Genomic DNA, 25,379 nt, shown 5'->3' on the forward strand with positions numbered 1-25,379 from the left:
GAGCCGACATGCCGACTTCCGCAACCCTGCAGCTCGCCCTGGGCCCGGTGCTGTTCTACTGGACACGAGAACGCTACGCCGACTTCTACCGCGAGGCCGCCGACTGGCCGGTGGAGATCGTCACCCTGGGCGAGTCCGTCTGCTCGCGACGCCGCGACATGAAGCTCGACGACTGGCTCGGCATTGGTCGCGAACTGGCCCAGAGCGGCAAGCAGGTGGTGCTGGCGAGCCAGACCCTGATCGAGTCCGAGGCCGACCTACGCGACCTGCGCAAGCTGTGCGACAACGGCGAGTTTACCGTCGAAGCCAACGACCAGAGCGCGCTGCAGCGCCTGGCCGCGGCCGGCCTGCCGTTCGTCGCCGGAGCGGCGCTGAACCTCTACAACCCGGCAGCCATCGGCGTGATGGCCCGGGCCGGCATGCGCCGCTGGCAAGCACCGGTGGAGATGTCGCGACACGACCTCGCCCGCCTGCTTGCCGATTGCGCCGCCGAGGGGCTCGATTTGCCCTGCGAGGTGTTCGCCTACGGCCACCTGCCGCTGGCCTGGTCGTCGCGCTGCTTCACCGCTCGGCGCCACCAGAAGCCCAAGGATCGCTGCCAGTTCGTTTGTCAGAAATACCCCGAGGGCCTGGCGCTGCGCTCCCAGGAGTCGAAGGAGGTGTTCACCCTCAACGGCATCCAGACCCTCTCCGGCGCCTGCCAGGACCTGCGCCATGAGGTCGCCGACATGGCCGCGATGGGCGTGGCGGTAGCACGCCTGAGCCCGCGCGCCGAGGGCATGGCCCATGTGGTCGCCGCCTTCGATGCCGCCCGCCGCGGCGAGCTGCCCGCCGCCGACCCGCTGGCCCTGGCCGAAGCCGAAGTCTGCGACGGCTACTGGCACGGTCGCCCGGGCATGGACAACACCCGCCTGTCCGCGGACTGATCACTGACGTGCAAGGGAGATCGCCATGTCGCTGATTGCCATAGACGGAGTCTCGACACCACTCGACGGCATCCGCCTGCCGGTGGCAGGCATGACCCAGATGACAACGCTGGACTACCCGGATCATCTGGCCTGCGTGGTGTTCCTGCAGGGCTGCCCGTTGCGCTGCGGTTACTGCGACAATAGCCAGCGGATGCCGCCGCGACGTGGTGATGAGAGCGAGTGGCAGGCGGTACGGGAGTTTCTCGAGGAGCGTCGGGGGTTGCTCGAGGCGGTGGTGTTCAGCGGCGGCGAGCCGACACTGCATAACGCCCTGCCAATCGCCATTCGCGAGGTGAAGGCGATGGGCTTCAAGGTAGGCTTGCACACCGCCGGACCCTACCCGGCCCGGCTTTACCGCCTGTTGCCGCATCTCGACTGGGTGGGGCTCGATGTGAAGGGACGCGGCCGTGACTTCGACCGCATCTGCGGGCGGCCGGGCATCTGGCAGCGCAACAGCCAGAGCCTGATGGCGCTGCTCGACAGCGGCGTGGCCTTCGAATGCCGCACCACCGTGCACTGGCGCGACTTCGATCTGGCCGACGTGGAGCGTCTGGCGCTGACCTTGGCCGACTGTGGCGTGCGCCGCTACGCCATCCAGGTGGCCCGCACCCGCGACTGTCTCGACCCGACCTATTGCCAACCGGTGGCGGGCGCCCCGCCGCGTGCCATGCTGGCGGGACTGGTCAAGCGCCTGGCACCGCACTTCGAACGGATCGAATTGCGCGGTTGAGGCGGTGACATCACTCTACCAGGCTGACCACCTGGTATTGTCCGGCCTGCTGGTGTTCCTTGGTGATACCTTCTCGCGCTTCACTCTGGATGCGCTCGTAAATTTCCTCACGATGTACGGCGACGTTGGCAGGTGCGTGAATGCCGATTCTCACTTGGTTTCCTTTCACTGCGAGAACGGTCACGCTCGTATCGTCGCCAATCATTAGCGTTTCACCGACACGGCGGGTCAGGATGAGCATCTGTATATGTACCTCTTGAGAGTTGTCTAATTCACAAGCGCCTTACCCATGGTCTTCCTTAACGTAAGGTAAAGGCAAAGCGCCTGGTACGCTTATATACAGCTGGGTGTTACCCCTTGGATCACGTTGTATCTCTATCGACCCAAATGTACAAACGCCTGAATGACGAGGCATTGTCTTGTACCTGCAACCTCTGTGCCACAAAGCCAGGGCTTGGTCAGAAAGTAAAAAGCCTTTATATACCCACACTTGTATTTTCCTCTGTCGCCATGACCAACGCCAGGTTGCTCATGCTGGCCGTCAATGTGAAAATGACACGCGTCTAACAGACTCAGGAATTGTCAAAAACACACACGGATGACAACGATGGCGCCCCTACTTCTGGCCCTGCGAAAATTGCTGCATCAGCTAAGTGATGGGCTTGCCGGCAAGGAACTGCACGACACCTGGGCCAACTGCCTCGAGGCGCTCTCGACCTCCTTCGCTACCGATTACACCCTTCTCCTCGCTGGCGATGGCGAAAATTTGCGGCTGGCCGCCTCTCACGGGCTTGCCCCGAAAAGTCACCATCGACTGACCCAGGCGGCGCTCCCTCTGCCACCCGCCGTAACAGAACATCCGCAACGATGGCGACTCGACCTGCAGTCGCCACTATCGGAACCGTTCGGCCACTTGCTGGCAAAGGAGCTGACCGATGTCCGGGATGCTATCGGCATCGCCTTTCACGACGCCGACCGCCCCAACGGGGCGCTGGTATTGCTAAGCCGGACGCCTGGGCGATTCGATACAAACGACGATGAGCGACTCTCTGCCACGGCCGACCTGCTGGGTGCCTGCCTGCGTCTGGCCCATCGCCAGCGATTCGCCCTGCCCCATGCTTTCGAAGGCGATGGCGAAGCATCCGCGCGGGACCGGCACACCCATTGGCGCAGCCCTGCCATGTGCCGGCTCGACGAGGCCATACAGCTTGTCGCCCCGACCAGTATGGGTGTACTCCTGCTGGGTGAGACCGGGGTCGGCAAGGAGCGAGTCGCCAGGCAACTGCACAGGCGTTCGACTCGCCACGACAAGCCGTTCATCAAGATCAATTGCGCTGCCTTGCCCGAGCATCTGGTCGAGAGCGAACTGTTCGGCCACAAGCGGGGCGCCTTTTCCGGCGCCATCAAGGAGCATCGCGGCCATTTCGCCATGGCGGATGGCGGCACGCTCATGCTCGATGAGATTGGCGAATTACCGCTGACGCTTCAGCCCAAGCTGCTGCGAGCCCTTCAAGAGGGCGAGATACAGCCGCTGGGCAGCGAACATACCCTTAAGATCGACGTTCGCGTGATCACGGTGACCAACCGCAACCTTGCCGAAGAGGTGGCGGCAGGTCGTTTCCGCGAGGATCTGTACCACCGGCTGAGCGCCTTTCCTCTCCAGGTGCCCTCGCTGCGAGAACGCCAGGAGGACATTCCCCTTCTCGCCCGTGAATTTCTCGAGGACAACCGCATTCGCCTGAGCCTGGCCAGCCTGCGCCTGGATCATCACGCCGAGAAATCCCTGGTCGCCTGGCACTGGCCCGGCAACGTCAGGGAGCTGGAACATACCTTGAGCCGCGCGGCGCTGCGGGCATTGGGCGAGCAGCTTCAGGCGCAGCGGAGCGCCGCGGCAACCTATCCACGCGGTATCGTCACGATCACCGCCGAGCACCTCGACTTCTCCGGAGCCCTTCAGCCTACGCCTGATGTGGCCATCGCCGAGACGTCCGCGACGCCCGAAAAGTGGCTTGCCCTGCGGGAAGCGACCGAGAATTTTCAGCGCCAGTACATTCAGCATGCACTCACATCCCATGAGAACAACTGGGCGGCAACGGCACGCACCTTGGCCATCGACAACGGCAACCTGCATCGACTGGGGAAACGCCTGGGGTTGAAGTAGAGCCGAACACGCCAACATTCCATCACGACAGGCAGGAGCCCACGTGCAGCAGGCTATCAAGCGCAACATCATCAAGCGGAACAACGTCAAAGTCATGGGCTACGGCACTCAGGCCATGATTTTCGCCGCCGGCTTCGGCTGCGACCAGAACATGTGGCGCTACATCGTGCCTGCGTTCGCCAACGACTATCGCGTCGTCCTGTTCGATTACGTTGGTGCGGGGGAGTCGGACCTGTCGGCCTACTGTCCGGACAAGTACGGAAGCCTGCACGGCTACGCCCAGGATGTGATCGATGTGCTGACGGCCCTGGACATTACGGATGCCATCTTCGTCGGGCACTCCGTGGGTTGCGTCATCGGGCTGCTGGCCTCCCTCCGCGAGCCCGAACGCTTCGACCGAAGCGTCATGATCGGCCCCTCTCCCTGCTACCTCAACGAGGAAGGCGGCTATCAGGGGGGCTTCGAGCGGGCCTCCCTGGAAGGGCTGCTGGACATGATGAAGAAGAACGACCTGGGGTGGGCCAGCTTTCTCGCGCCGGTCATCATGCGAAACGAGGACCGCCCCGAACTGACCGAAGAGCTCAAGACGAGCTTCTGTTCGACCGATCCGGTCATTGCCCACAATTTCGCCAAGGTCACGTTCTTTTCGGACAACCGGGAGGACCTGCCGAAAGCGACCGTGCCCTCGTTGATACTACAGTCCGAGGAGGACGCCATCGCACCGATCGGTGTCGGGGAGTACATGCGCGACAATACGCCGAACAGCACCTACCGTCTTCTCGCCGCCACCGGGCACTGCCCGCACATGAGCCACCCCGAAGCGATCATCGCGGCGATGCGCGACTACCTGGTCGGACAGACACCCGCCGGCCGGCAGCGAACCAGCAGCGAACTTCACCAGCTTCCGTGCGGCTTCCTGTCGTTCACTCTGGAAGGCCGTATTCACGCCGTAAACGACCGGCTGCTCGGCTGGCTTGGCTTCACTTCCGACGAACTTCAGAATGCCGCCATCGACACGGTGCTCACGCCCTCCAGCCGGCTCTTCCATCAGATGTTCTTCTTCCCCATGATCCGGCTGCACGGCAAGGCGGAAGGGGTCCATATGACGTTGCTCGGACGAGACGGCACGGAACTGCCCGTGCAGCTCAACGGGGTGTGCCGCAACATCGAAGGTCAGCTGCTCGTCGAGTGCCTGATTCTGTCGGAGGAAGCGAGCGCCTGAGGCTCCTGGTGCGCGGACGCCACGCCATGCAGCCGGCTCAGCGCCCCAGGTTCTCCGGCCCAAACGCATCGGGCAACAATTCTTCCATGCGGTAGTGCCTGAGCGGTGCTCCTTGGGCGTCGAGCACGTGGATTCGCGTCTCGGCGTCGGCGAACTCGCGAATGCGCTGGCGGCAATCGCCGCAGGGCGAGCACAGGTGCTCGCCGGGGCCGATGACGTAGACGTGGCGCAGGCGTCGATCGCCAGCGCTGACCATAGCGGCGATGGCCGAGGCCTCGGCGCACAGCCCCTTGTAGTGCGCCACTTCGACGTTAGCGCCGGTATAGCGCGCCCCGCTCTCGCTCTCCACCAGCGCGCCGACCGGATGCTCCGAGTAGGGCGCGTAGGCGCGTCCGCGTACGCCGATCAGCGCCTCGACGATGGCCGGATCGATGCTCTGCCCGAAGGTCTCGCTCATGCTGCACTCCCCTCGTCGTCGCGCAGCACCGCCTCCAGCGCCACCTCGACCATCTCGTTGAAGCTGCGCTCGCGGGCCTCGCTGGGCAGCGACTCGCCCTTGAGGATGTGATCCGACACCGTGCAGAGGGTCATCGCCCGGCCGCCGAACTCCGCCGCCACGCCGTAGAGCCCCGCCGCCTCCATCTCCACGCCGACGATGCCGTAGCGCTTCATCAGCGTGAACAGCTCCGCCTGGGGGTTGTAGAACAGGTCCGCCGAGAACAGGTTGCCCACCTTCACCGCTACGCCCTGGGCCGCGGCGGCGTCCACCGCATGGCGGGTCAGCTCGAAGTCGGCGATGGCGGCGAAATCATGCCCCATGAAACGGGTGCGGTTGACTGCCGAGTCGGTGCTCGCGCCCAGGCCGATCACCACGTCACGTACCGCCACGTCGTCGCGCACTGCACCGCAGGAGCCCACCCGGATCAGCCGCTTCACGCCATAGTCGGTAATCAGTTCCTTGGCGTAGATCGACACCGAAGGGATACCCATGCCGTGACCCATCACCGAGATCTCGCGACCGCGATAGCGGCCGGTGTAGCCGAGCATGTTGCGCACGCTGTTCACTTCGCGCGCGTCCTCGAGAAAAGTCTCGGCGATGTACTTGGCGCGCAGCGGGTCACCGGGCATCAGCACGGTGTCGGCGAAAATGCCGCGTTCGCCCTGGATATGGGGGGTCGCCATCACGTTCTCCTGTGGCTGTCACTGTTCGGTGGCGGAGGAAACGCCGTGGAGGAAACTCTTTCCGTCGGCCATGGGCGAAAGGCCCAGGTGCGCCGCCACGCTCTGGCCGATGTCGGCAAAGGTGTCGCGCGCACCGAGCGAACCGGGCTCGAGCCCCGCTCCCAGCGCCAGTACCGGCACCCGCTCGCGGGTGTGGTCGCTGCCGTGCCAGGTGGGGTCGCAGCCGTGGTCGGCGGTGATCACCAGCAGGTCGTCGTCATGCAATCTTTCCAGCAGCTCGGGCAGACGGGCATCGAAGGCCTCCAGTGCGGCGGCGTAGCCGGCCACGTCGCGACGATGGCCGTAGAGGGTGTCGAAGTCGACGAAATTGGTCATGACGAGGGAACGTTCGCCGGCTTCCTGGAGGGCAGCCAGGGTGGCATCCATCAGCGCATCGTGGCCGCTGGCCTTGACCGTACGCGTCACGCCGCAATGGGCGTAGATGTCGGCGATCTTGCCGATGGCGATCACCTCGCCGCCAGCGTCCTCGAGCTTCTGCAGTACTGTCGGTGCGGGCGGCTCGACACTGTAGTCGCGGCGGTTGGCGGTACGGGTGAAGTCATCGGCGCCCTGCCCGACGAAGGGCCGTGCGATTACCCGGCCGATGTTGTAGGGCTCGAGCAATTGGCGGGCGATTTCGCACAGGGCATAGAGCCGCTCGAGGCCGAAGGTCTCCTCGTGGGCGGCGATCTGGAACACCGAGTCGCCCGAGGTGTAGACGATGGGCTTTCCGCTCGCCATGTGCTCCTCGCCGAGCCGGGCGATGATCTCGGTGCCCGAGGCGTGGCAGTTGCCCAGCACGCCGGACAGCCCTGCCTCGCGCTCGAGCGCCTCGAGCAGTTCGGGCGGGAAACTGTCCTCGAGATCGAAAAAGTAGCCCCAGTCGAAGCGCACCGGCACGCCGGCGATCTCCCAGTGACCGGAGGGGGTGTCCTTGCCCGAGGAGATCTCGCGGGCATGGCCGTAGGCACCGACTACCTCCGTGGGCGATGCCACGCCTTCGGCCCAGGCGCCGCTGCTTTCGCGGTGGGCGTGGAACAGCCCCAGCCGCGCCAGGTTGGGCAAGTACAACGGGCCACTGCGGCCGCTACCGTCGGCGGGGCCGGGCGCCAGTTCGGCCTTGCCCCGGGCACAGGCGGCGGCGATATGGCCCAGGGTATCGGCCCCGGCATCGCCGAAATCCACCGCATCCGGCGCGCCGCCGATGCCGAAGGAATCGAGTACCAGCACGATGGCACGGGTCATGGCGCCTCCCGACGTATCACGTCCTGAATGAGTGTAGGCAGTCTGACGCCGGCGGCCGCGACGTCGTTCACTTCGATGGCCGCTCGCAGCTGCACCGCGGCGCGCTCGGCCTCGGCGTCGCTTCGCGCGTGCACCCAGGCCAGGGGGCGCTCGCGGTCGAGGGCCTCGCCCAGGGCGGCGATGCCGGTCAGGCCGACAGCGGGGTCGATGGCATCCTCCGGCGCACGCCGCCCGCCGCCCAGTTCCACTACGGCCAGGCCCACGGCGCGGGTATCCATCCGCGTGATCCTGCCGTTACGCTCAGCGTATACGGGGCGCACGACGGGTGCCTGGGGCAGATAGCGGTCGTGACGCTCGAGCAGGTCGGCGGGGCCGCCCAGGCCCGCTACCATGCGCGCGAAGCGTTCGGCGGCGGCACCGCTCGCAAGCCGTTCGTCGAGCAGGGCCAAGGCCACAACGCGGTTCTCGACCAGCCGACCGGCCAGCAGCAGCTCAGCGGCGAGCTCGCGGGTCACCTCGAACAGGCGACCGCCCCGCTTCTCGCCACTCTTCTCGCAGGTCAGTAGCGCAATCGCCTCGCGCACCTCGACGGCATTGCCGGCGCAGGGCGCCAGCGGCTGGCTCATGTCGGTGAGCAGCGCCGTGGTCGGCGTGCCGGCCCGACTCGCCACCTCGGCAATCGTCAGCGCCAGCTCGCGTGATGCCTCGGGCGTGGGCATAAAGGCGCCGCTGCCGGTCTTGACGTCCATCACCAAGGCATCGAGGCCGCAGGCGAGCTTCTTGCCCAGGATCGAGCTGACGATCAGCGGCAGCGACTCCACCGTGGCGGTGACGTCGCGGATGGCATAGAGCCGCCGGTCGGCCGGCGCCAGCTCGGCGGTCTGGCCGACGATGGCCACGCCCGCCTCACGCACCAGGCGGCGAAAGCGCTCCCGCGAGGGGGCGATGTCGTAGCCGGGAATCGCCTCGAGCTTGTCCAGGGTGCCCCCGGTATGGCCCAGGCCCCGGCCGGAGACCATCGGCACGAAACCACCACAGGCGGCAACCCAGGGCCCCAGCACCAGCGAAACGAGGTCGCCCACGCCGCCGGTGGAGTGCTTGTCGAGCACCGGTCCCGACAGGTCGAGGTCGTGCCACGTCAGCACTTCGCCGGAGTCGCGTACGGCCTCGGTCAGCGCCACCGTCTCGGCGGCACTCATGCCGTTGAGATAGATCGCCATGGCCAGCGCCCCCACCTGGGCGTCGGAGAGGCTGCCGTCACTGATGTCACCAATCAGTTCACGGATCGCCTCGGGCGGGAGCGCCTCACCGTCGCGCTTGGCACGGATCCGCTCCTGGGGCAGGGCACCCGAGCGCATCAGTAGCCGCCATGCGGTGCGTTGCCGCCCGTCTCGCCGAGGGTGTCGAGCAGACTGCCCAGCAGGCCCGAGGCGCCGAAGCGGAAGTGCGCCGGAGTGATCCACTCCGCCCCCATCACCTGCTCGGCGAGCTGCAGGTAGGCGGCGGCATCCTCGGCGGTACGCACGCCGCCGGCGGCCTTGAAGCCCACGTCGCGCCCGCTCGCCTTGATCGCGGTGAGCAGGATCTTGGCCGCGTCCAGCGTGGCATTGACCTTCACCTTGCCGGTGGAAGTCTTGAGGAAGTCGGCGCCGCCTTCGATGGCGAGCATGCCGGCGCGGTCGATCAGGCCCGCCTCCTTGAGCTCGCCGGTTTCCAGAATCGCCTTGAGCACCTTGTCGCCGCACTCATGCTTGCAGGCGGCAACCAGCTCGCGGCCCACCTCGGCGTCGCCCGCCATCAGCGCGCGGTAGGGAAAGACCACGTCGACCTCATCGGCCCCCGCGGCGACGGCCGCGCGTGTCTCGGCCGCGGCACGCTCGATATCGGCCTCGCCGCGGGGGAAGTTGGTCACCGTGGCCACCTTCACCTTGCCGGCCAGGCCCTGCTCGGCCAGCGCGTCTCTTGCGGTGGCGATGAAAGCCGGGTAAATGCATATCGCCGCCGGGTGCCCTACTGGCGTATCGGCGCGAGCGCAGAGTTCGCGAATGACGGCATCGCTGTTGTCGTCGTTGAGGCTGGTGAGGTCCATCAACGCCAGGGCCTGGCGCGCGGCCTGCTGCAGTTCGGTCATGACGTTACCTGTCGCTACGGAATGGATTTGCGGTGGCCATCAGATCACCCCGCCTATGGAGAGGAAGAAGCCGGCGATGGCCGCCGACATCAGGTTGGAGAGCGTGCCGGCCAGCACCGCCTTGACGCCGAAGCGGGCGATGTCATGGCGCCGGCTGGGGGCGATGCTCCCCAGGCCGCCGAGCAGGATGGCAATCGACGAGAGGTTGGCGAAGCCGCACAGGGCGAAGGAAAGAATCGCCACGGTATGCCCGCTCATGGCCTGGCCGGTATTCATCACCATCGAGGTGCCTTCCACATAGGGCGACAGGTTGATGAAGGCGACGAACTCGTTGACTACCAGCTTCTGGCCTATGAAGGAGCCGGCCAGCGTCGCCTCCTCCCAGGGCACACCGAGGACGAAGGCGAGCGGGGCGAAGAGCCAGCCAAGGATCAGCTCCAGGCTCAGCTCCTCGACGCCGATCCAACCGCCCACGCCGCCGAGCATGCCGTTGATCAGCGCGATCAAGCCGATGAAGGCGAGCAGCATGGCGCCGACGTTGGCCGCCAGGCGCAGCCCCGAGGTGGCACCGGTGGCCGCCGCGTCGAGAACGTTGACCGGCCGGTCCTCCTCCTCGATGACCTGGTTCGCTTCTTCCGTGTCGTCCACCGGCTCCTGGGTCTCGGGCATGATCAGCTTGGCGAACAAGAGCCCGCCGGGAGCGGCCATGAACGACGCCGCCACCAGGTACTCCATCGGGATGCCCAGCGCCGCATAGCCGGCCAGCACCGAACCCGCCACCGAGGCCAGCCCGCCGCACATTACCGCGAACAGCTGCGAAGGGGTCATGCGGGCGATGAAGGGGCGCACCACCAGCGGCGCCTCGGTCTGGCCGACGAAGATGTTGGCGGTGGCCGAGAGCGATTCGGTGCGTGAGGTGCCCAGCGCCTTCTGCAGCGCGCCGCCGAGGATGCGAATCACCCACTGCATGATGCCGATGTAATAGAGCACGGCGATCAGGGACGAAAAGAAGATGATGACCGGCAATACCTTGATCGCGAAAACGAAGCCGATGCTCTCGACGTCGGCCAGGCCACCGAACAGGAAGTCGATGCCGTCATTGGCATACAGCACCACCTGGCTGACACCTGCGGAAATCGTCTGCAGCACCGCCTGGCCGAACGGCACGTAGAGCACGAAGGCACCGATGCCGGCCTGGATGGCGAAGGCGCCACCCACGGTTCGCAAGCGGATATCGCGGCGGTTGCTGGAGAAGATTAGAGCAATGACGATCAGTGTCGTCATACCGACCAAGCTCATGAGCGCCGTCATGGGGGTCCCTTCCGTACGTGCTGGGTTGGCCCGCGGTACGGACCACACCTGATTGTGGTTGAAGCGCGCAGGAGTCGCGCAGGAATGTTAAAGTTATAACATTCGTTGTGATAATTCCAACGTGGGCATCGCGCTCGCCTGCACGGTGCCAAGGCATGCAAAGGAACCGCAACGTCGGCCGAGCGGTGACAACGTAGAGCATGGAGGAAAGTGGAACATGAACGACCGCAGCGCCATGCGCCTGGCCCGTCTGCAACAGGCGCTCGCCGGCGGCGGCGCCCTTCGTCTCAGTGAAGCCGCCCGCCTCTGTGGCGTCTCGGAGATGACCGTCCGTCGTGACGTGGCCGCCAGCAACGGCGCCATGACGCTGCTTGGCGGTCGCCTGGTGCTGACGTCCCACCCGCGCTACGCGCCGGTCTACGATCTCGATATGCAGAAGGACAGCCACGCCCCGGCCAAGCGCCGACTCTGCGAGCGGGCCGCCGGCTTCATTGCGGATGGCGATACTCTGTTCATCGACTGCGGCACCACGCTGCCCCCGCTAGTCGGCCTGCTGGCTGCCCACAAGCGTCTCACCGTGGTGACGTATGCGCTCAATGTGGCTAATGCAGTGAGCCTGCTGCCCGAGGTGCGCCTGGTGCTATTGGGTGGCCTCTACCATGACAGCTCACACTCATTCAGCAGTGATGACATGAACGCCGCGATACGGCGCCTGGGCATCAACCGCGCCTTCCTGTCCGCGGCAGGCGTTCACGCCGAACGCGGCGTAAGCTGCTTCCACTTCCATGAGGTCGCGCCCAAACAGGCCGCCATCGCCTGCGCCGAGCAGCGCCTGCTGGTCGTCGACGCGAGCAAGATCGGCCAGGTCCGCCCCGCCTATTTCGCCCGTCTCGACGACTTCGACGTGATGATCACTGACGGCCCCATGCCACACTCCACCAAGAGCGGCGGCCCCAGAATCGTCGTCGCCTGAAGCCCGGACACGACGAAGCCGGAGCAAGTCCGGCTTCGGGGGAGGAGGTGGTGACCGAGCGCCGCCAGTTATCGTCCCAGCCTAGCCACACTTGGACCAGCCGCAGCCCGCGTAGCAAGTCGGACACCCATCCATCATGATCAGCTCGCCGCGACACTCCGGGCAGTGCCCCACCACCGTGGGGCCGTCGCCCTGCTCGGTCGTGGCCTCGCCCTGGCTTGCCTGCTGCACCTGCTGCTCAGCCTTCGCCTCCTCTTCAGGAGTGGGCGGCTGCCAGGGGTGGCCGTGGGCCAGGCGGTGGGCGTAGCGGCTGACCAGGTCCTCCACCGGCACCTGGTTGCCGTCCTGGTCGAGGAAGCCGCGGCGATATAGGATCTGTTGGATCGACCAGGCGATGGCCGCCACCTCAGAGTCGTGAAACATCGGCTTGCCCCAGCGGTTCATGCCGCAGCGCACCAGGCCCTTGTCCCAGGCCACCTTGCGCAGGTCGGCCACCGCCTGGGTGACGTAACCACCGCGGGCGGCCAGTGACAGGCTACGCATGGTGGCGGTGATCCACTGGTGTTCGCTGGAGAGCTGGCCGGACGGGAAGAAGAACTCCACCGGACGCTCGATCACCACCCGCTTGCCGTCGAGCACGCCTTCTACCGGCATGAACGACACCAGCAGGTAGACCTTCTTGCGGCCTTCGGCGCCGACGTAGGAGATCTTCTCGGAAACGGCTTCCAGCGTCCCTTCCGGGCGCGAGGGAATACGAACCGTGAGCGGATTCTCGTCAGCCAGCGGCGGCGCTTCCACCGCCTTCTTGACGCTGTAGGAAACGATCTTGGACTTGATTTCGACGGCCATCAGCAGGCTCCTGCGGAAAAGAATTCAAAGGCGCGAAGCTTCACTCGCTCGGGGCTTGTCCGTCGACAGGCCTGCGAGGAGGCGCTGTAAACCCCTCCTTGGGCGCTACCTTCGCCATCCATGGCGAAGGACCTCCTCTTCGGCCTGTCCCCGGCGCCCCTCGCTACCGGCAGTTGGGAGAGCAGAGGCTTACCATTTCCCATAGGTGCCTTCCTTCAGCGCGTCGTACAGGTTCGCCGCGTTGTGCTCTTCGCCGTCGTAAACCACCTTTTCGTCGCCGGAGAGCTCCAGCGTCTCGCCGTTCTCAAGCTCGAAGACGTAGGTGGTGTTCTTGAGGTCGTCCTCGCGCACCAGTACGCCCTGGAACGCCTCGGGGTTGAAGCGGAAGGTGGTGCAGCCCTTGAGCTTGCTCTGGTAGGCGTCCAGGTAAAGATCCTTGAACTGCTCGAAGGGGAACTCGGTGGGCACGTTGACCGTCTTGGAGATGGCCGAGTCGACCCAAGCCTGGGCTGCCGCCTGCACCGCCACGTGCTGCTGCGGCGTGACCGCGTCGGCCGTGATGAAGTAGTCGGGCAGGTCGCTCTCCACCGCATCGCTGGCGATGAAATGGCGGTAGGCGGCGAGCTCGAAGGAGACCACCTCCACCTGCTCCTTGGTCTTCTTGCCCGACTGGATCACGTTGCGGAAGTAGCGGTGTGAGAACGACGGCTCGATACCGTTGGAGGCGTTGTTACCCAGCGACAGCGAAATGGTGCCGGTCGGCGCGATGGAGCTGTGGTGGGTGAAGCGCGCCCCGTGCTCGGCGAGTGCGGCCACCAGCTCCGGCTCTACCTCAGCGACCTTCTGCATGTAGCGACTGTAGCGGGCATGCAGGATGCGCCCCGGCACCTTATCGCCGATCTCGTAACCGTCCTTCGCCAGCTCCGGACGCTCGCGCATCATCTTCGGGGTGATCTCGAAGTCCTCGGCGAGTACCGGCGCCATGCCTTTTTCGCGGGAGAGCTCCAGCGCCTGCTTCCAGCCCTCGAGGGCCAGGTTGCGGCTGACTTCCTCGGTAAAGGCGAGCGACTCGGGCGAGCCGTAGGGAATCTTGAGCATGGTCAGGGTCGAGCCGAGGCCGAGGAAGCCCATGCCATGGCGGCGCTTGGCCTCGATCTCGCGGCGCTGGCCCTCCAGCGGCAGGCCGCTGATCTCGACGACGTTGTCGAGCATGCGGGTAAAGATCGCCACTACCTGGCGGTAGCGTTCCCAGTCGAAGCGCGGCTTCTTGCCGAAGGGGTCGATGACGAAACGGGTCAGGTTGACCGAGCCGAGCAGGCAGGCGCCTTCCGGCGGCAGAGGCTGCTCCCCGCAGGGGTTGGTGGCGCGGATCTCCTCGCAGAACCAGTTGTTGTTCATGCGGTTGACCTGATCGATCAGGATGAAGCCCGGCTCGGCGAAGTCGTAGGTGGAACGCATGATGGTGTCCCACAGCTCGCGCGCCTTGATCACCTCGACGATGCGGCAGGCCACGCGGCCTTCGGCATCGACGCTGTAGCCGTCCTCGATCACCGGCCAGTCGCGGTAGATCAGGTCCTCGGGTTTGACGTCCTCCTTCTCGCCAGCGTGCAGCGGGAAGGCCAGCGGCCAGTCGGCGTCGTTCTTCACCGCCTCCATGAACTCGTCGGTAATCAGCAGCGAGAGGTTGAACTGGCGCAGCCTGCCGGCCTCGCGCTTGGCCTCGATGAAGCTCTTCACATCGGGGTGGCCGACGTCGAAGGTACCCATCTGCGCGCCGCGGCGGCCGCCCGCCGAGGCCACCGTGAAGCACATCTTGTCGTAGATATCCATGAACGCCAGCGGGCCGTTGGTGCCGGCACCGGCGCCGAACACGAAGGCGCCCTTGTGGCGCAGGGTGGAGAACTCGTAGCCGATACCGCAGCCCGCCTTGAGGGTCATGCCGGCATCCACCACCGAGGAGAGGATGTCGTGCATGGAGTCGCGGATGGTGCGCGAGACGGTGCAGTTGATAAGGCTCACCGCCGGCTTGTAGTCCTCGGCGCCGGCGTTGGACATGATGCGGCCGGCCGGGATGGCGCCGTTCTCCAGCGCCCAGCGGAACTTGGGCAGCCACTCCTCGGCACGCTCGCCTTCCACCGCCGCCAGGGCGCGTGCCACACGGTCCCAGGTCGCTGCCACGTCCTTGTCGACGGGGCGTCCATGACGATCCTTGAGGCGATACTTGGAGTCCCAGATATCGCGTGAGGGCGCTTGCATAGGCACCTCGTTGGATGTCTTGACGGCCTTGGTGGAAGTACTCATGCAGGGATCTCCAGTAAGGGTCAAAAGTTCAAATCGTTCAACGTTCCTGACGCGCCATGCGCTCGAAGCGCGCCAGCCATTCTCCGAGCCGGCCCTGGGCCAGCCCTTCCTCGCGACTGTCCAGCAAGTTCTTGACCATCAGGCCCAGCTCCGTGTCGCCCTCGATCACCAACCGGCGCTGGAAGAACAGCGCGTCGGGATCCTCGCGCCGGGTCGCGAGGCAAAGAAATTCGCGCCAACCGCCACGGATGGCGGCCTCTCCCGCTTCGGCCGTCAGCCTGAACCGCCCCCCCTCGAGGGTCAGCGTCAGTGCCACACCCAGGTCCTCGATGTGCAGCGAAATGCACCTCCCCTCGAGCGCATCGAACTCGCCCTCGGCCAGGGGTTCGGCGAAGGTGCGATTGAGCAACGGCTCGATCAGATGGCGCTTGAATGTGAGCGGCACGCGGGGATCGATGGCACGGATCAGGCGGGTCGGGGCGGGCGGACGTGGCAAATGCGACAAGGGCAGCGGAAACATAGCGACTCTCCGAAGAGCTAACCGTTGGATTCGGTGCGGCACAGGGCCACGAAAACCGTTCATCCTAAGCTCGACGCCGCCTGCCTGCACTGATATGCGTCAAGCTCGTGCCAATGCCCCGACCGGGGCCTCGGCCACCATATATAGACAAGCCTGGCGGATCAAGCACCACATGTAGCTTTTATTTTTAACGGTAGCACTTGCATTGCAGTAACTATTTGATCGCCAAGCGGCAGCTTCGGAGGTTGGCACGCCGGCTGCGTGACAGTGGCGGTAAACGGGCTCATCGAGACCCGCTGAATGAAGCTCAGGAACGACCGAGGGAGGGATTCGAGATTAAAGGAGAGCGGTATCGTGGCCGCTGAAAAGTAAAGCCGAAGCGCCGCGATGTGGCGCTTCGGCCCGTCCAGCCCCAAACAAAGGCGTTAGAGGTACTGGTAGCGCAGCAGGCGATACTTGATGCGCTCGAGGATGACCTGGTCGATCACGGCCGCGAGCACGGCGATTACCAGGATGTTGGTCATCACGCCAGTCATGTCGGCGATCTCACCCGAGTAGGCCAGCGACTTGCCGAGCCCGGCGCTGAAGCCGACGATCATCTCGGCCGAGATCAGCGCCCGCCAGGCGTTGCCGAAGGCGAGCTGGGCGCCGGTGATCAGCTCCGGGGTGACCGCCGGGAAGTAGACGCGCTTGAGCATCTGCGTGCGCGAGGCGCCCATGACCCTCGCGGCATCGATATGCACACGCTCGACGCTCTCGGTGGCGTTCATCACACTCAGCGCCGTGGGGAAGAAGGCGCCCACGGCCACCACCACGATAATCGGCATGTTGCCGAATCCCATCAGGATCAGGAACAACGGCACCCAGGCGATCGAAGGAATCGATTGCAGGATGATGATGGCGGCCTTGAGGGTGCTGCGAACCGGATTCAACGTACCGCCGACCAGTCCCAGCACGATGCCGGCCAACAGGGCCGCGCCGTAGCCCGCTCCCAGCCGTCCCATGCTATTGCCGAGCCCCTGGTAGAACTGGGCGCTGCCCAGCTCGCGCCACAGGCGCATCAGGGCCACATGCACGTCGGGCATGAGGAAGCTGGGCAGGAACCAGGCGGCGACCTGCCAGAAGAACAGGATGAAGACGATGGCCAGCACATAGGCACGCTTGCTGGCCACGCCGGTTGCGGTATTGCCCATGCTCAAAGTTCGCGCTCTTCCTGCCAGGAAAGGTCGAGCAGCGCATCGACGTCGAACACGGCCTCACCCTCGAGGATGCCCTGGGTCTGCATGATCTCGGCCAGCTCCTTCATGCGCGCAACGTCGTCTTCGGTGAGCTTGGCGCTGAAGTCATTGGTGGCGATCGCCTGTTCGATGACTTCCACGCTGGGAACCGTGCTGCCGTCACGCGCTTCGACTACTTCGTCGTTGATGAAGTAGTGGGTGATGTAGGGCGCCGCTTCTTCGGGCGAGTTCTCGAGCATGTCGATCGCTTCGCGCTGGGCGTCCATCGCCGCCCACAGCACGTCACGACGGTTCTCCAGGGTTTCGGCCGAGGTGATCACCACCATGCACGGGAAAGGCCAGACTTCACCGATCTCGTAGATTTCCTTGACCGGCGCCTGCAGCTGGGCGAGTCGGGCGTAGGGCTCGAACAGGAAGGCGGCGTCCACGCGGCCGCCAGCCAGCGACTGAACCGCCACCGAGGGGGCCACGCCCATGATGTTGAGGTCATCCTCGCTCAGGCCGGCGTCGGCCAGGGTCACGCCCTTGAGCACGATATCGGCGGTGCTGCCCTGCTTCTGCGACGCAAGGCTCTTGCCGGCGAGGTCAGCGACCTCGTCAATGCCCGCGTCTTCATGGGCCAGCAGGGCATGGTAGCCGCGCTGGGCGCCGCCGACGATGCGCAGGTCGGCTCCGCGACCGGCCCAGGTGAAGGCGTTGGAGAAGCCCAGCACGCCGATGTCGAGCTGGCCGCCAACGATCCCCTTGATCAAGTCGGTGCCCGAGCTGAACTCGATCAGCTCGGCATCGAGTCCGTACTTCTCGTAGAGTCCCGCCTCCTGGGCGAGCATGACCTGGGCGTCGTCCATCACACGCACGTAACCGACCCGGAACGGTTCGTTGGCGGATAGCGGGGCGGCGAGCAGCAGGGACAGCAGGGGAGCGATGAGCCAGCGTGTCATTGCACGTCTCCTTTCTCGGTTTGACGTTCGGTTTCCTGGGCCTGCGTATCGATGCCAAGCAGGGAGAGCACCTCCCGGCGAACATCGGCGAAGGCGGTGAGGTCATGGGTCTTGGGGATATGGCCGAGGGTGAACTCCTCGAGCACCCGCGCCGGGCGCTGGCTGAACACCAGCACGCGATCGGCGAGATAGAGCGCTTCGTCCACGTCGTGAGTGACCAGCACCACGGTGGGCCGCTCCTCCTCGATCAAGTCCTTGAGCACGCTCTGCAGCGTCAAGCGGGTCAGCGCGTCGAGGGCGCCGAACGGTTCGTCGAGCAGCAGCACCTTGGGCCGGGCAATGAAGGCCCTGGCCAGGGCACAGCGTTGACGCATGCCGCCGGATACCTGGTGCGGGTAGTAGCCCTCGAAGCCGTCGAGCTTGACCCGAGCCAGCCACTGGATGGCCTGCTGGCGCGCCTCGGTCGCCGGCCTCCCCTGGAACTCCAGCGCCAGGGCGACGTTCTCCTTGAGCGTCATCCAGGGGTATAGGGCGTGCTCCTGGAACACCAGGGTGCGCTCGGGAGCGGGACGCTCGACCTGACGTCCGTCCGCCTTTACCAGCCCCTCGGTAGCATGCTGCAGGCCCGCGACCATGTGCAGCAGGGTCGACTTGCCGCAGCCGGACGGACCGACGAGGGCCACGATCTCGCCGTCGCGAATGGTGGTGTCGAAGGAGTCGATGACCCTCAGGTCGCTAAAGGTCTTGGCAACCCGCTCGAACTGAAGCTGCATAGAAGCACTCGGAACAAGTATATATTCAAAAAAGGAATACTAGACTGTTCATTATATAACCAACTTGGCAGGTTTGAAAAGCCGAAGGCTACTTGATACCCAAGCGGCGGGCCAACTTGTGCAGGTTGCTGGGATCGACGTCGAGCCGCCGGGCGGCACTCGCCCAGCTGCCGTTGCAGGCCGCCAGGGCCTGACGAATGGCGCTTCGCTGGGCGGATTCGACCTGGCTGCGCAGCGGTTGCCCGCGGGCAGGGGCGGCGTCAGGCTCGCTCGCTTCGTCCTGCGTGGTTCTCAACGCTCGAGCATGGGGCAGATCGAGCCATTCCGGCTCGAGAGTGACGATGTCGTCGCGCCGGGCGCCGTGCCCCAGCGCCTTGATCGCCGCCCGGCTGATGACATGCTCCAGCTCGCGCACATTGCCGGGCCAGGCGTAATCGAGCAGCGCCGCCTCGGCCGCCGGTGCCAGGCGCAGGCTGCGTACGCCGAGCCGGGCACGGTTGATCTCGAGGAAGTGGCCGGCCAGTACCAGCACGTCGCTGTCACGCTCGCGCAGCGGCGGGATCGCTACCGGATACACCGACAGACGGTGATAGAGGTCGGCGCGAAAATGGCCGTCGCGCACGCTGTCGGCCAGGTGGCGGTTGGTGGCGGCGATGATACGCACGTCGACCCGCCGCGGGGTGTCCTCTCCCAAGCGCTGTACCTCGCCGTTCTGCAGTGCACGCAGCAGCTTGGCCTGGATTGCCAGCGGCAGCTCGCCCACCTCGTCGAGAAACAGCGTGCCGCCGTCGGCGGCCTCGAAGCGCCCCGCCCGATCGGCCGTGGCGCCCGAGAAGGCTCCCTTCACGTGACCGAACAGCTCGCTCTCGGCCAGTGTCTCCGGCAGCGCCGCGCAGTTGACCTGCACCAGTGCCTGCTCTCGTCGTGGTGAGCGCTGGTGCAGGCGTCGGGCGAAAAGCTCCTTGCCCACGCCGGTCTCGCCGCTGAGCAGTACCGGCAGGTCGGCCTCGGCGACCACGTCGAGCTCATGCAGCAAACGTTGCAGCACCGCGCTGTGGCCGAGGATCTCGCCTCCGTCCCCCGGTGCGGCATGTATGAGTGCGCCCTGGCGTGCCATGCGCAGCGCGCGTACCTCCTGCTCGAGGCGCGAGACCCGTACAGCGGCCTCGACCAGCAAGGCATAGCGCTCAAGCGACGTGCGCGACGCCTCGTCGAAGGTGCCGGCCACGAGCGCATCCAGCGTCAGCACGCCCCAGGGCTCCCCCTCGACGTGCAGGCTGATGCCCATGCAGTCGTGAACGTGCAGCGGTTCGTCCGGCTGCTGCTCGACCAGGCCGTCGTAGGGGTCGGGCAGGGTCGAGTCCGGCGGGAACAGCGTCGAGCGGCGGCTGGTGAGGATGGTGGCCAGGCGTGGATGACGGGCCACCTCGAAGCGGCGCCCCAGCGCCTCGCGTACCAGGCCGTCCACGGCGACCGGCGCCAGCACGCCTTCCTGGAGGCGCAGCAGACAGACCGCGCCGCAGCGAAAGCCCTCGCGCAAGGTGCGCACCAGACGCTGCAGGCGCACGGCACTGGGCAGGTCGGCGGCGAGATCGGCAAGCAGGGAGTGATCGAGCATGGTGTTATTTACCTCAAAGGGTCTAAACAACCCTACCCGACCAGGGTATTTATTACCATCGTAAAGTTAACTCTTTGAAATCAAAGCGGTCACATTCTTGGCACGGCGCTTGCTCCTACAAGATGTCAACCAACACCGAGGATTACCGCATGAGCCTGCTGGAACAGACCGTCGGCCGCATTGCCCTGTCGCTGCCCGGTGCCACCCGTATCTTTCATGGACATAATATCGACTTCTGCTGCGGCGGGCGCATCAGCCTGCGCCAGGCCGCCGAGCGTGCCGGCCTGCATGTGGATCGGCTGGTCGCCGAGCTCGAGGCGCTGCCGGCTGTCAGCAGCGAACAGCGCGACTGGCGCGAGGCCAGCAATGACGAGCTGATCGATCACATCCTGACCCGCTACCACGACGTTCATCGCGAGCAGCTTCCCGAGCTGATCCGCATGGCGCGCCGGGTCGAGCAGGTCCACGGCGACCGCGACAGTTGCCCCAACGGTCTCGCCGACCTGCTGCTGGTCATCTACCAGGAGATGGAGAGCCACATGCAGAAGGAGGAGCAGATTCTGTTCCCCATGCTGCGGCGAGGCATGGGCGCCCAGGCCCAGGGGCCGATCGCGGTGATGCGCCACGAGCACGACGACCATGGCGAGAACCTGGAGCAGGTGATGCAGCTGACCAACGACATCACCCCGCCCAAGGGCGCCTGTACCACTTGGCGTGCCCTTTATACCGGCCTGCGCGAATTCCGCGAGGACCTGATGGAGCATATTCACCTGGAAAACAACCTGCTGTTCGAGCGCGTCTGATTTCTGCACAGCGCCGCCCGCGCTAGAGATGAAGGGCGCGGCTTCGCCCCGGCAGGAAAAGCCCTGCTCGCTTCCCGCCCCCGCTTGAGACCACCGCGGTCTAACGCAAAACGGCGCCCCGTGGGGCGCCGTTTGCATTCGGGGAGGCGTTCAGACAGTGCGCGAGTAGCGGTTCTCTTCAGGCTTGAGGTAGGCGTCGAAGGCCATCGCCATGTTGCGCATCATCAGGCGCCCGGCGGGCAGCACGTCGATCGCGCCGCTGCGGATCGTCAGCAGGCCATCCGCCTGCATCTCCTCGAGCTGCTCGAGCGCATCGGCGAAGTAGTCGCGGAAGGCGATCTCGTGACGCGCCTCGATGGCGGCGAAGTCGATGCGTCCGTGACACATCAGGGCGTTGATCACGTCGCGGCGCAGGCGGTCGTCGTCGTTGAGGCGATAGCCACGCATCACCGGCAGGCGGTCGCCCTCCAGGCGGTGCTGGTACTGGGCGGTCTCCTTGACGTTCTGGCTGTAGCTGTCGCCCACCTTGCCGATGGAGGTGATGCCCAGGCCGATCATGTCGCAGTCGGCGTGGGTGGAATAGCCCTGGAAGTTGCGCTGCAGGGTGCCGTTCTCCTTGGCCAGGGTCAGCTCGTCGTCGGGCAGGGCGAAGTGGTCCATGCCGATGTAGACGTAGCCGGCCGCCGTCAGCCGGCGGATGGTCAGTTCCAGCAGTTCCAGCTTGCGCTCCGGTGGCGGCATGTCCTCGGGGCGGATCAGCCGCTGGGCCTTGAACAGCTCGGGCAGGTGCGCGTAGCTGTAGGCGGCGATGCGGTCGGGCCGCAGCGCGATGATCTTGTCCAGCGTGGCATCGAAGCTCGCCACCGTCTGCAACGGCAGGCCGTAGATCAGGTCGACGCTGACCGACTGGAAGCCGGCCTCGCGGGCTGCCTCGACCAGCTCCACCACCTGGGCCTCGCTCTGCACCCGGTTGACCGCCTTCTGCACGTCGGGGTCGAAATCCTGCACGCCGAAGCTCAGGCGGTTGAAGCCCAGCGCATGCAACTCGTGAATCTGTACCGGCGTGACCGTGCGCGGATCGACCTCCAGCGAGAACTCGCGCGCCTCGGGCTTGGCGAAGTGGAAGGCCTCGTCGAGGGCCGCCATCAGCTCGCCGAGCTGGGCGTTGCTCAGGTAGGTGGGCGTGCCGCCGCCCAGGTGCAGCTGGGTCATGCGCCGCCCTTCGTCGAACAGGGCGCCCTGTACGCGGATCTCCTGCTTCAGCCACTCGAGGTACTCGGCTGCCCGCTCGGTGTTGTGGGTGATGATCTTGTTGCAGGCGCAGTAGTAGCAAAGGCTCTTGCAGAACGGGATGTGTACATAGACCGATAGCGGCTTGGGCGAAGCGACGCGGTTGCTGCGCTCGGCGGCGGCGCGGTAGTCGTCCTCGGCGAAGGCCGCGTGAAATTGCGGTGCTGTCGGGTAGGACGTGTAGCGGGGGCCTGGGCGGTCGTATTTCTCCACCAGCGGGCGGTTGAACAGCAGATCATCTTGCATGATTGAAACAGCCTCTTGAAACGTCGGCGTGGCAAGCCATGCCTCATGCCCGACAGTATGACACTCGCTATGAATCAGCGTCTCGACAGCGCGCCCCTCTATTGTCCCCGGTCAAGTTTGCCCGGCTCGCGCAGCGCCAGGGGGCTCCAGACGGTCAGCCGCCAGGCCACCACCAGCCAGCCCAGGCTCCATGCCGCGGCCGACAACCAAAGCAGCACCAGCCAGGCGCTGCCGGCTTCGAACGCCCCCAGCCGTAGCATCGTCGCCACGGCAAACAGCCCGGCCAGCGGAAGCAGTGCCCCTTCCTGCTCGGGGCGTCGTTTTGCGCGCAGGATCGCGTGGCGCAGCATGATACCGCTGGCAAGCGTACCCAGCGCTCCCACGGTCAAGGCATGAAGCGTTGTGCTGGCGTGCTGCGATACCCACCAGTGGCGCGCCAGCAGAATGAGCCCGATGGCGATCCAGGCGTAGCCCAGCATCAGCATCTGAAGGTCCGGCCTGCCGCGACACAGCAGCGGCTTCCAGCCGCGGATGCGCCACAGCACGAGGAGCCCCGCCGCCAGGACCATCAGAGCCGCCAGCGGCCTCAGCGTCGTCCACAGCATCATCAAGGGCGCCAGCCCCAGCAGCACGATAAGCGCCCCCTCGATACGCGGCTGCACGCCGGCACTGGCCTGACGGGACGCCCGCATCAGATAGCCGTTGACCGCCGGTGCAATGACGCGACCGCCCATGAAGGTCATCAGCAGCGCCAGCCACAGCACGCCCAGGTGCATCAAGGGAGCCGTGTTCGGCATGCCGTCGAGATGGCGCCAGGCCAGGGTCACCACGGCGAGCAGGCATATCATGCCAAGAAGTGGCGAGAGCAGCCGATTGCGCCACTTCTTGGCGGCGATGAAGCGCGGCACCAGTTGCGCGGCCACCCAAAGCGCAAATAGCCCGTCGGCCAGCGAAGCCACTACCGCACCGGGCCAGTCCAGCACGCCCAGCCGCCCCATCAGCCACAGCGCCACCAGCATGCTCAACTGACGCCGCGGCACGGGCCCCAGCAGATAGCCGGCAATCACCGCAAGGGCGAAACCGAACAGCATTTCGCGCGCGTGCACGACAGGCGACGCCAGCTGCACCGGCTCCCAGCGGTGAAAGAGCGCCAGCAGCGAGAGCGGCGCCATCAAGGCGGCATGCAGCGCTGCCAGCGGGAACAGCCAGCGCCAGGCGGGGAGCCGATGAGTCGTAGGGCCGGCGGTTGCGTTATCGCCGGGCTTGGCAACCGTTCTAAACATGTATATAAAATACTACTTAGTATCGTTGCTGGAAACCGTCGCGAGGGAGGCATGAGAGAAGACCTGATTCGCCTGGCCTGGCGCACCCTGGCCTACGGCTGTATCGGTTTGGGGGCCGCTGGCGCCGTGTTGCCCCTGTTGCCGACCACGCCTTTCCTGCTGCTCGCCGCCTGGGCCGCACCCAAGGGCTCGCCGCGCCTGGCCCGCTGGCTGATGCAGCATCCGCGGCTGGGGCCGTGCCTGCTGGCCTGGCAGCGACAGCGCGCCATCCCCAGGCGAGCCAAGCGGATGGCGGCACTGATGCTGGCCCTGAGCTGGCTGATGCTGTGGCTGAGCGGGGCCCCCGGTCTTGTTCTGGCCGCGACGGCGGCGCTGTTCTGCGGCGTGACCGCCTTCGTGCTGACGCGACCCGATGCCACACCTCGGGACAGCGAACGCCATAAGGTGTGTACTGCTATGATACGAAGGTTTTAGCGTACTTTAACTGTTGCTTATCAAGCCATTGCTGGACTTGCCATGCACCTGACCCGCTACACCGACTATGCGTTGCGCGTGCTGATCTATCTCGCCGTCAAGGGCGAGGAGCGCTCAACGATCCATGAGATCGCGGAGAGCTTCGGCGTCTCGCGCAATCATCTGATGAAAGTGGTGCAGGATCTCAGCCATCGCGGCTATATCACCACCATTCGCGGCAAGAACGGCGGCCTGTTGCTCAATCGCGCTCCCGAGGAGATTTCTCTCGGCGGATTGGTACGCGACACCGAACACGAGCTCGGTCTGGTGGAGTGCTTTCGCGACAATAACGACTGCGTCATCACTCCAGCCTGCCGGCTCAAGCCGATCTTCAACGAGGCGCTGGGCGCCTTCCTGGCCGTACTGGATCGATATACCCTGGCCGACATGCTCAGCTTCCGACAGCCGCAGCTTGCCCACTTGATGCAGATCGCTACCAGCCCGGCCTGAATGTGCCAAAATCCACTTTGGCTCCTTATCGAGGCCAGGCGCCAAGTGGAATTCATTCGCTCCCTACTGGCTTCACCGTGACTAAAAGCATCTGGAGAACACCATGAAGAAGTTGACTGCCGCCCTGCTCGCCGGTGCCGCAACCCTGGCCTTCGCCGCTTCCGCCCAGGCGGACGCCGACGGCGAGGCCGTATACAACCAGGCCTGCATGGCGTGCCACATGACCGGCGCCGCCGGCGCCCCGATCCGTGGCGATGCAGACGCCTGGGCCGAGCGCCTGGACCAAGGCGTCGACACACTCTATGCGCACGCCATCGAGGGCATCGGCGCCATGCCGCCCAAGGGTGGCCACATGAACCTGAGCGACGAGGAAGTACAGGCCGCCGTCGACTTCATGCTCGAGCCGGTGCTTTAACTCTAATTACCCTACTCTGGCGGGACCTCCCGCCGACAAGGCGGGACGCAAAGTCGCAAGTGCGGCGAAGCGTCCCGCCTTTTTCGTTCCCCCCCCACTAGCGCCTCCCCTACTACTTAAGGGTTACTCCCTCCGCTTCGTGCCGTGCCGCTCGGCTCATGACCCATGTCAATTCCC

The 25,379-nt window shown here is 65.5% G+C and carries 25 protein-coding genes; 9 read left to right on the plus strand and 16 right to left on the minus strand.

Annotated features, from left to right (window positions below; all coding sequences use genetic code 11):
- Positions 1–8: 8 nt before the first annotated feature.
- Both ACOJCM_RS18965 and ACOJCM_RS18970 read left to right on the plus strand, forming a co-directional pair.
- Entirely contained in the window at positions 9–926 is a 918-nt protein-coding gene (locus tag ACOJCM_RS18965) for a U32 family peptidase (protein WP_445213645.1), read from the plus strand.
- Between the two features lie 25 nt (positions 927–951).
- The gene (locus tag ACOJCM_RS18970; RefSeq protein ID WP_445213646.1) at positions 952–1,698 is read left to right on the plus strand and encodes an anaerobic ribonucleoside-triphosphate reductase activating protein; all 747 of its coding nucleotides are present in this window, start codon (positions 952–954) and stop codon (positions 1,696–1,698) included.
- A 10-nt stretch (positions 1,699–1,708) separates the two neighbouring features.
- Here the strand turns inward: ACOJCM_RS18970 and csrA are convergent, their stop codons facing one another.
- Positions 1,709–1,939, minus strand: a complete 231-nt coding sequence (gene csrA, locus ACOJCM_RS18975) for a carbon storage regulator CsrA (protein ID WP_445213647.1) — start codon at positions 1,937–1,939, stop codon at positions 1,709–1,711.
- A gap of 366 nt (positions 1,940–2,305) precedes the next feature.
- Between csrA and norR (ACOJCM_RS18980) the strand changes: the two genes are divergently transcribed.
- Together norR (ACOJCM_RS18980) and ACOJCM_RS18985 are read left to right on the plus strand one after the other, a co-directional pair.
- Positions 2,306–3,859, plus strand: coding sequence for a nitric oxide reductase transcriptional regulator NorR (gene norR, locus ACOJCM_RS18980; protein ID WP_445213648.1), 1,554 nt, complete (start codon positions 2,306–2,308; stop codon positions 3,857–3,859).
- 43 nt (positions 3,860–3,902) lie between these two features.
- The gene (locus ACOJCM_RS18985; RefSeq protein ID WP_445213649.1) at positions 3,903–5,081 is read left to right on the plus strand and encodes an alpha/beta fold hydrolase; all 1,179 of its coding nucleotides are present in this window, start codon (positions 3,903–3,905) and stop codon (positions 5,079–5,081) included.
- Between the two features lie 37 nt (positions 5,082–5,118).
- On the opposite strand, the gene cdd is transcribed toward ACOJCM_RS18985, so the two are convergent.
- From cdd to ACOJCM_RS19015, 6 genes are read right to left on the minus strand one after another with little or no spacing between them, the layout of a single operon-like run.
- Positions 5,119–5,538, minus strand: coding sequence for a cytidine deaminase (gene cdd, locus ACOJCM_RS18990; RefSeq protein ID WP_445213650.1), 420 nt, complete (start codon positions 5,536–5,538; stop codon positions 5,119–5,121).
- Positions 5,535–6,263: a purine-nucleoside phosphorylase gene (gene deoD, locus ACOJCM_RS18995; RefSeq protein WP_445213651.1), complete on the minus strand. Its 729-nt coding sequence runs from the start codon at positions 6,261–6,263 to the stop codon at positions 5,535–5,537. Before deoD ends, cdd begins: the two co-directional genes overlap by 4 nt.
- Before the next feature lie 18 nt (positions 6,264–6,281).
- The gene (locus ACOJCM_RS19000; protein ID WP_445213652.1) at positions 6,282–7,547 is read right to left on the minus strand and encodes a phosphopentomutase; all 1,266 of its coding nucleotides are present in this window, start codon (positions 7,545–7,547) and stop codon (positions 6,282–6,284) included.
- Positions 7,544–8,905 carry a thymidine phosphorylase gene (gene deoA / locus ACOJCM_RS19005; protein WP_445213653.1) on the minus strand — a complete coding sequence of 454 codons (1,362 nt, stop codon included), beginning with the start codon at positions 8,903–8,905 and terminating at the stop codon, positions 7,544–7,546. The genes ACOJCM_RS19000 and deoA overlap by 4 nt, the downstream gene beginning before the upstream one ends.
- On the minus strand, positions 8,905–9,678 hold the full coding sequence (gene deoC / locus ACOJCM_RS19010) for a deoxyribose-phosphate aldolase (RefSeq protein ID WP_445213654.1): 774 nt from the start codon (positions 9,676–9,678) through the stop codon (positions 8,905–8,907). Before deoC ends, deoA begins: the two co-directional genes overlap by 1 nt.
- 39 nt (positions 9,679–9,717) lie before the next feature.
- Positions 9,718–10,989, minus strand: a complete 1,272-nt coding sequence (locus ACOJCM_RS19015; protein ID WP_445213655.1) for a NupC/NupG family nucleoside CNT transporter — start codon at positions 10,987–10,989, stop codon at positions 9,718–9,720.
- Positions 10,990–11,206: 217 nt separating this feature from the next.
- Between ACOJCM_RS19015 and ACOJCM_RS19020 the strand changes: the two genes are divergently transcribed.
- Entirely contained in the window at positions 11,207–11,962 is a 756-nt protein-coding gene (locus ACOJCM_RS19020; protein ID WP_445213656.1) for a DeoR/GlpR family DNA-binding transcription regulator, read from the plus strand.
- An 81-nt stretch (positions 11,963–12,043) separates the two neighbouring features.
- Here the strand turns inward: ACOJCM_RS19020 and ACOJCM_RS19025 are convergent, their stop codons facing one another.
- From ACOJCM_RS19025 to norR (ACOJCM_RS19055), 7 genes are all read right to left on the minus strand, one after another.
- Positions 12,044–12,811, minus strand: a complete 768-nt coding sequence (locus tag ACOJCM_RS19025) for a ribonucleoside-diphosphate reductase (RefSeq protein WP_445213657.1) — start codon at positions 12,809–12,811, stop codon at positions 12,044–12,046.
- A gap of 189 nt (positions 12,812–13,000) precedes the next feature.
- Positions 13,001–15,112, minus strand: a complete 2,112-nt coding sequence (locus ACOJCM_RS19030) for an adenosylcobalamin-dependent ribonucleoside-diphosphate reductase (protein WP_445213658.1) — start codon at positions 15,110–15,112, stop codon at positions 13,001–13,003.
- Positions 15,113–15,149: 37 nt separating this feature from the next.
- The gene (gene ubiT, locus ACOJCM_RS19035; protein ID WP_445213659.1) at positions 15,150–15,632 is read right to left on the minus strand and encodes a ubiquinone anaerobic biosynthesis accessory factor UbiT; all 483 of its coding nucleotides are present in this window, start codon (positions 15,630–15,632) and stop codon (positions 15,150–15,152) included.
- Positions 15,633–16,057: 425 nt separating this feature from the next.
- On the minus strand, positions 16,058–16,825 hold the full coding sequence (locus tag ACOJCM_RS19040) for an ABC transporter permease (RefSeq protein ID WP_445213660.1): 768 nt from the start codon (positions 16,823–16,825) through the stop codon (positions 16,058–16,060).
- Between the two features lie 2 nt (positions 16,826–16,827).
- Complete coding sequence (locus ACOJCM_RS19045) at positions 16,828–17,811, minus strand: ABC transporter substrate-binding protein (RefSeq protein WP_445213661.1); 984 nt, start codon at positions 17,809–17,811, stop codon at positions 16,828–16,830.
- Positions 17,808–18,584, minus strand: a complete 777-nt coding sequence (locus ACOJCM_RS19050) for an ABC transporter ATP-binding protein (protein ID WP_445213662.1) — start codon at positions 18,582–18,584, stop codon at positions 17,808–17,810. The genes ACOJCM_RS19045 and ACOJCM_RS19050 overlap by 4 nt, the downstream gene beginning before the upstream one ends.
- An 88-nt stretch (positions 18,585–18,672) precedes the next feature.
- Positions 18,673–20,202, minus strand: a complete 1,530-nt coding sequence (gene norR, locus ACOJCM_RS19055; protein WP_445213663.1) for a nitric oxide reductase transcriptional regulator NorR — start codon at positions 20,200–20,202, stop codon at positions 18,673–18,675.
- Between the two features lie 149 nt (positions 20,203–20,351).
- Here norR (ACOJCM_RS19055) and ytfE point away from each other — a divergent pair, with 149 nt between their 5' ends.
- Complete coding sequence (ytfE, locus tag ACOJCM_RS19060; protein ID WP_445213664.1) at positions 20,352–21,005, plus strand: iron-sulfur cluster repair protein YtfE; 654 nt, start codon at positions 20,352–20,354, stop codon at positions 21,003–21,005.
- Positions 21,006–21,155: 150 nt separating this feature from the next.
- On the opposite strand, the gene hemN is transcribed toward ytfE, so the two are convergent.
- Together hemN and ACOJCM_RS19070 are read right to left on the minus strand one after the other, a co-directional pair.
- A complete protein-coding gene (gene hemN, locus ACOJCM_RS19065; protein WP_445213665.1) occupies positions 21,156–22,541 on the minus strand; it encodes an oxygen-independent coproporphyrinogen III oxidase in 1,386 nt (461 codons plus the stop codon).
- Positions 22,542–22,639: 98 nt separating this feature from the next.
- A complete protein-coding gene (locus ACOJCM_RS19070; RefSeq protein WP_445213666.1) occupies positions 22,640–23,824 on the minus strand; it encodes an NnrS family protein in 1,185 nt (394 codons plus the stop codon).
- Between the two features lie 51 nt (positions 23,825–23,875).
- On the opposite strand from ACOJCM_RS19070, the gene ACOJCM_RS19075 reads away from it, so the two are divergent.
- From ACOJCM_RS19075 to ACOJCM_RS19085, 3 genes are all read left to right on the plus strand, one after another.
- Positions 23,876–24,298: a YbaN family protein gene (locus tag ACOJCM_RS19075; RefSeq protein ID WP_445213667.1), complete on the plus strand. Its 423-nt coding sequence runs from the start codon at positions 23,876–23,878 to the stop codon at positions 24,296–24,298.
- A gap of 42 nt (positions 24,299–24,340) precedes the next feature.
- Positions 24,341–24,787 (plus strand): Rrf2 family transcriptional regulator, encoded by a 447-nt coding sequence (locus ACOJCM_RS19080; protein WP_445213668.1) that lies wholly within the window; start codon positions 24,341–24,343, stop codon positions 24,785–24,787.
- Positions 24,788–24,890: 103 nt separating this feature from the next.
- Positions 24,891–25,202 carry a c-type cytochrome gene (locus tag ACOJCM_RS19085; RefSeq protein WP_445213669.1) on the plus strand — a complete coding sequence of 104 codons (312 nt, stop codon included), beginning with the start codon at positions 24,891–24,893 and terminating at the stop codon, positions 25,200–25,202.
- The last annotated feature ends 177 nt before the right edge of the window (positions 25,203–25,379 follow it).

This window comes from Billgrantia hypersalina (genome assembly GCF_052584175.1).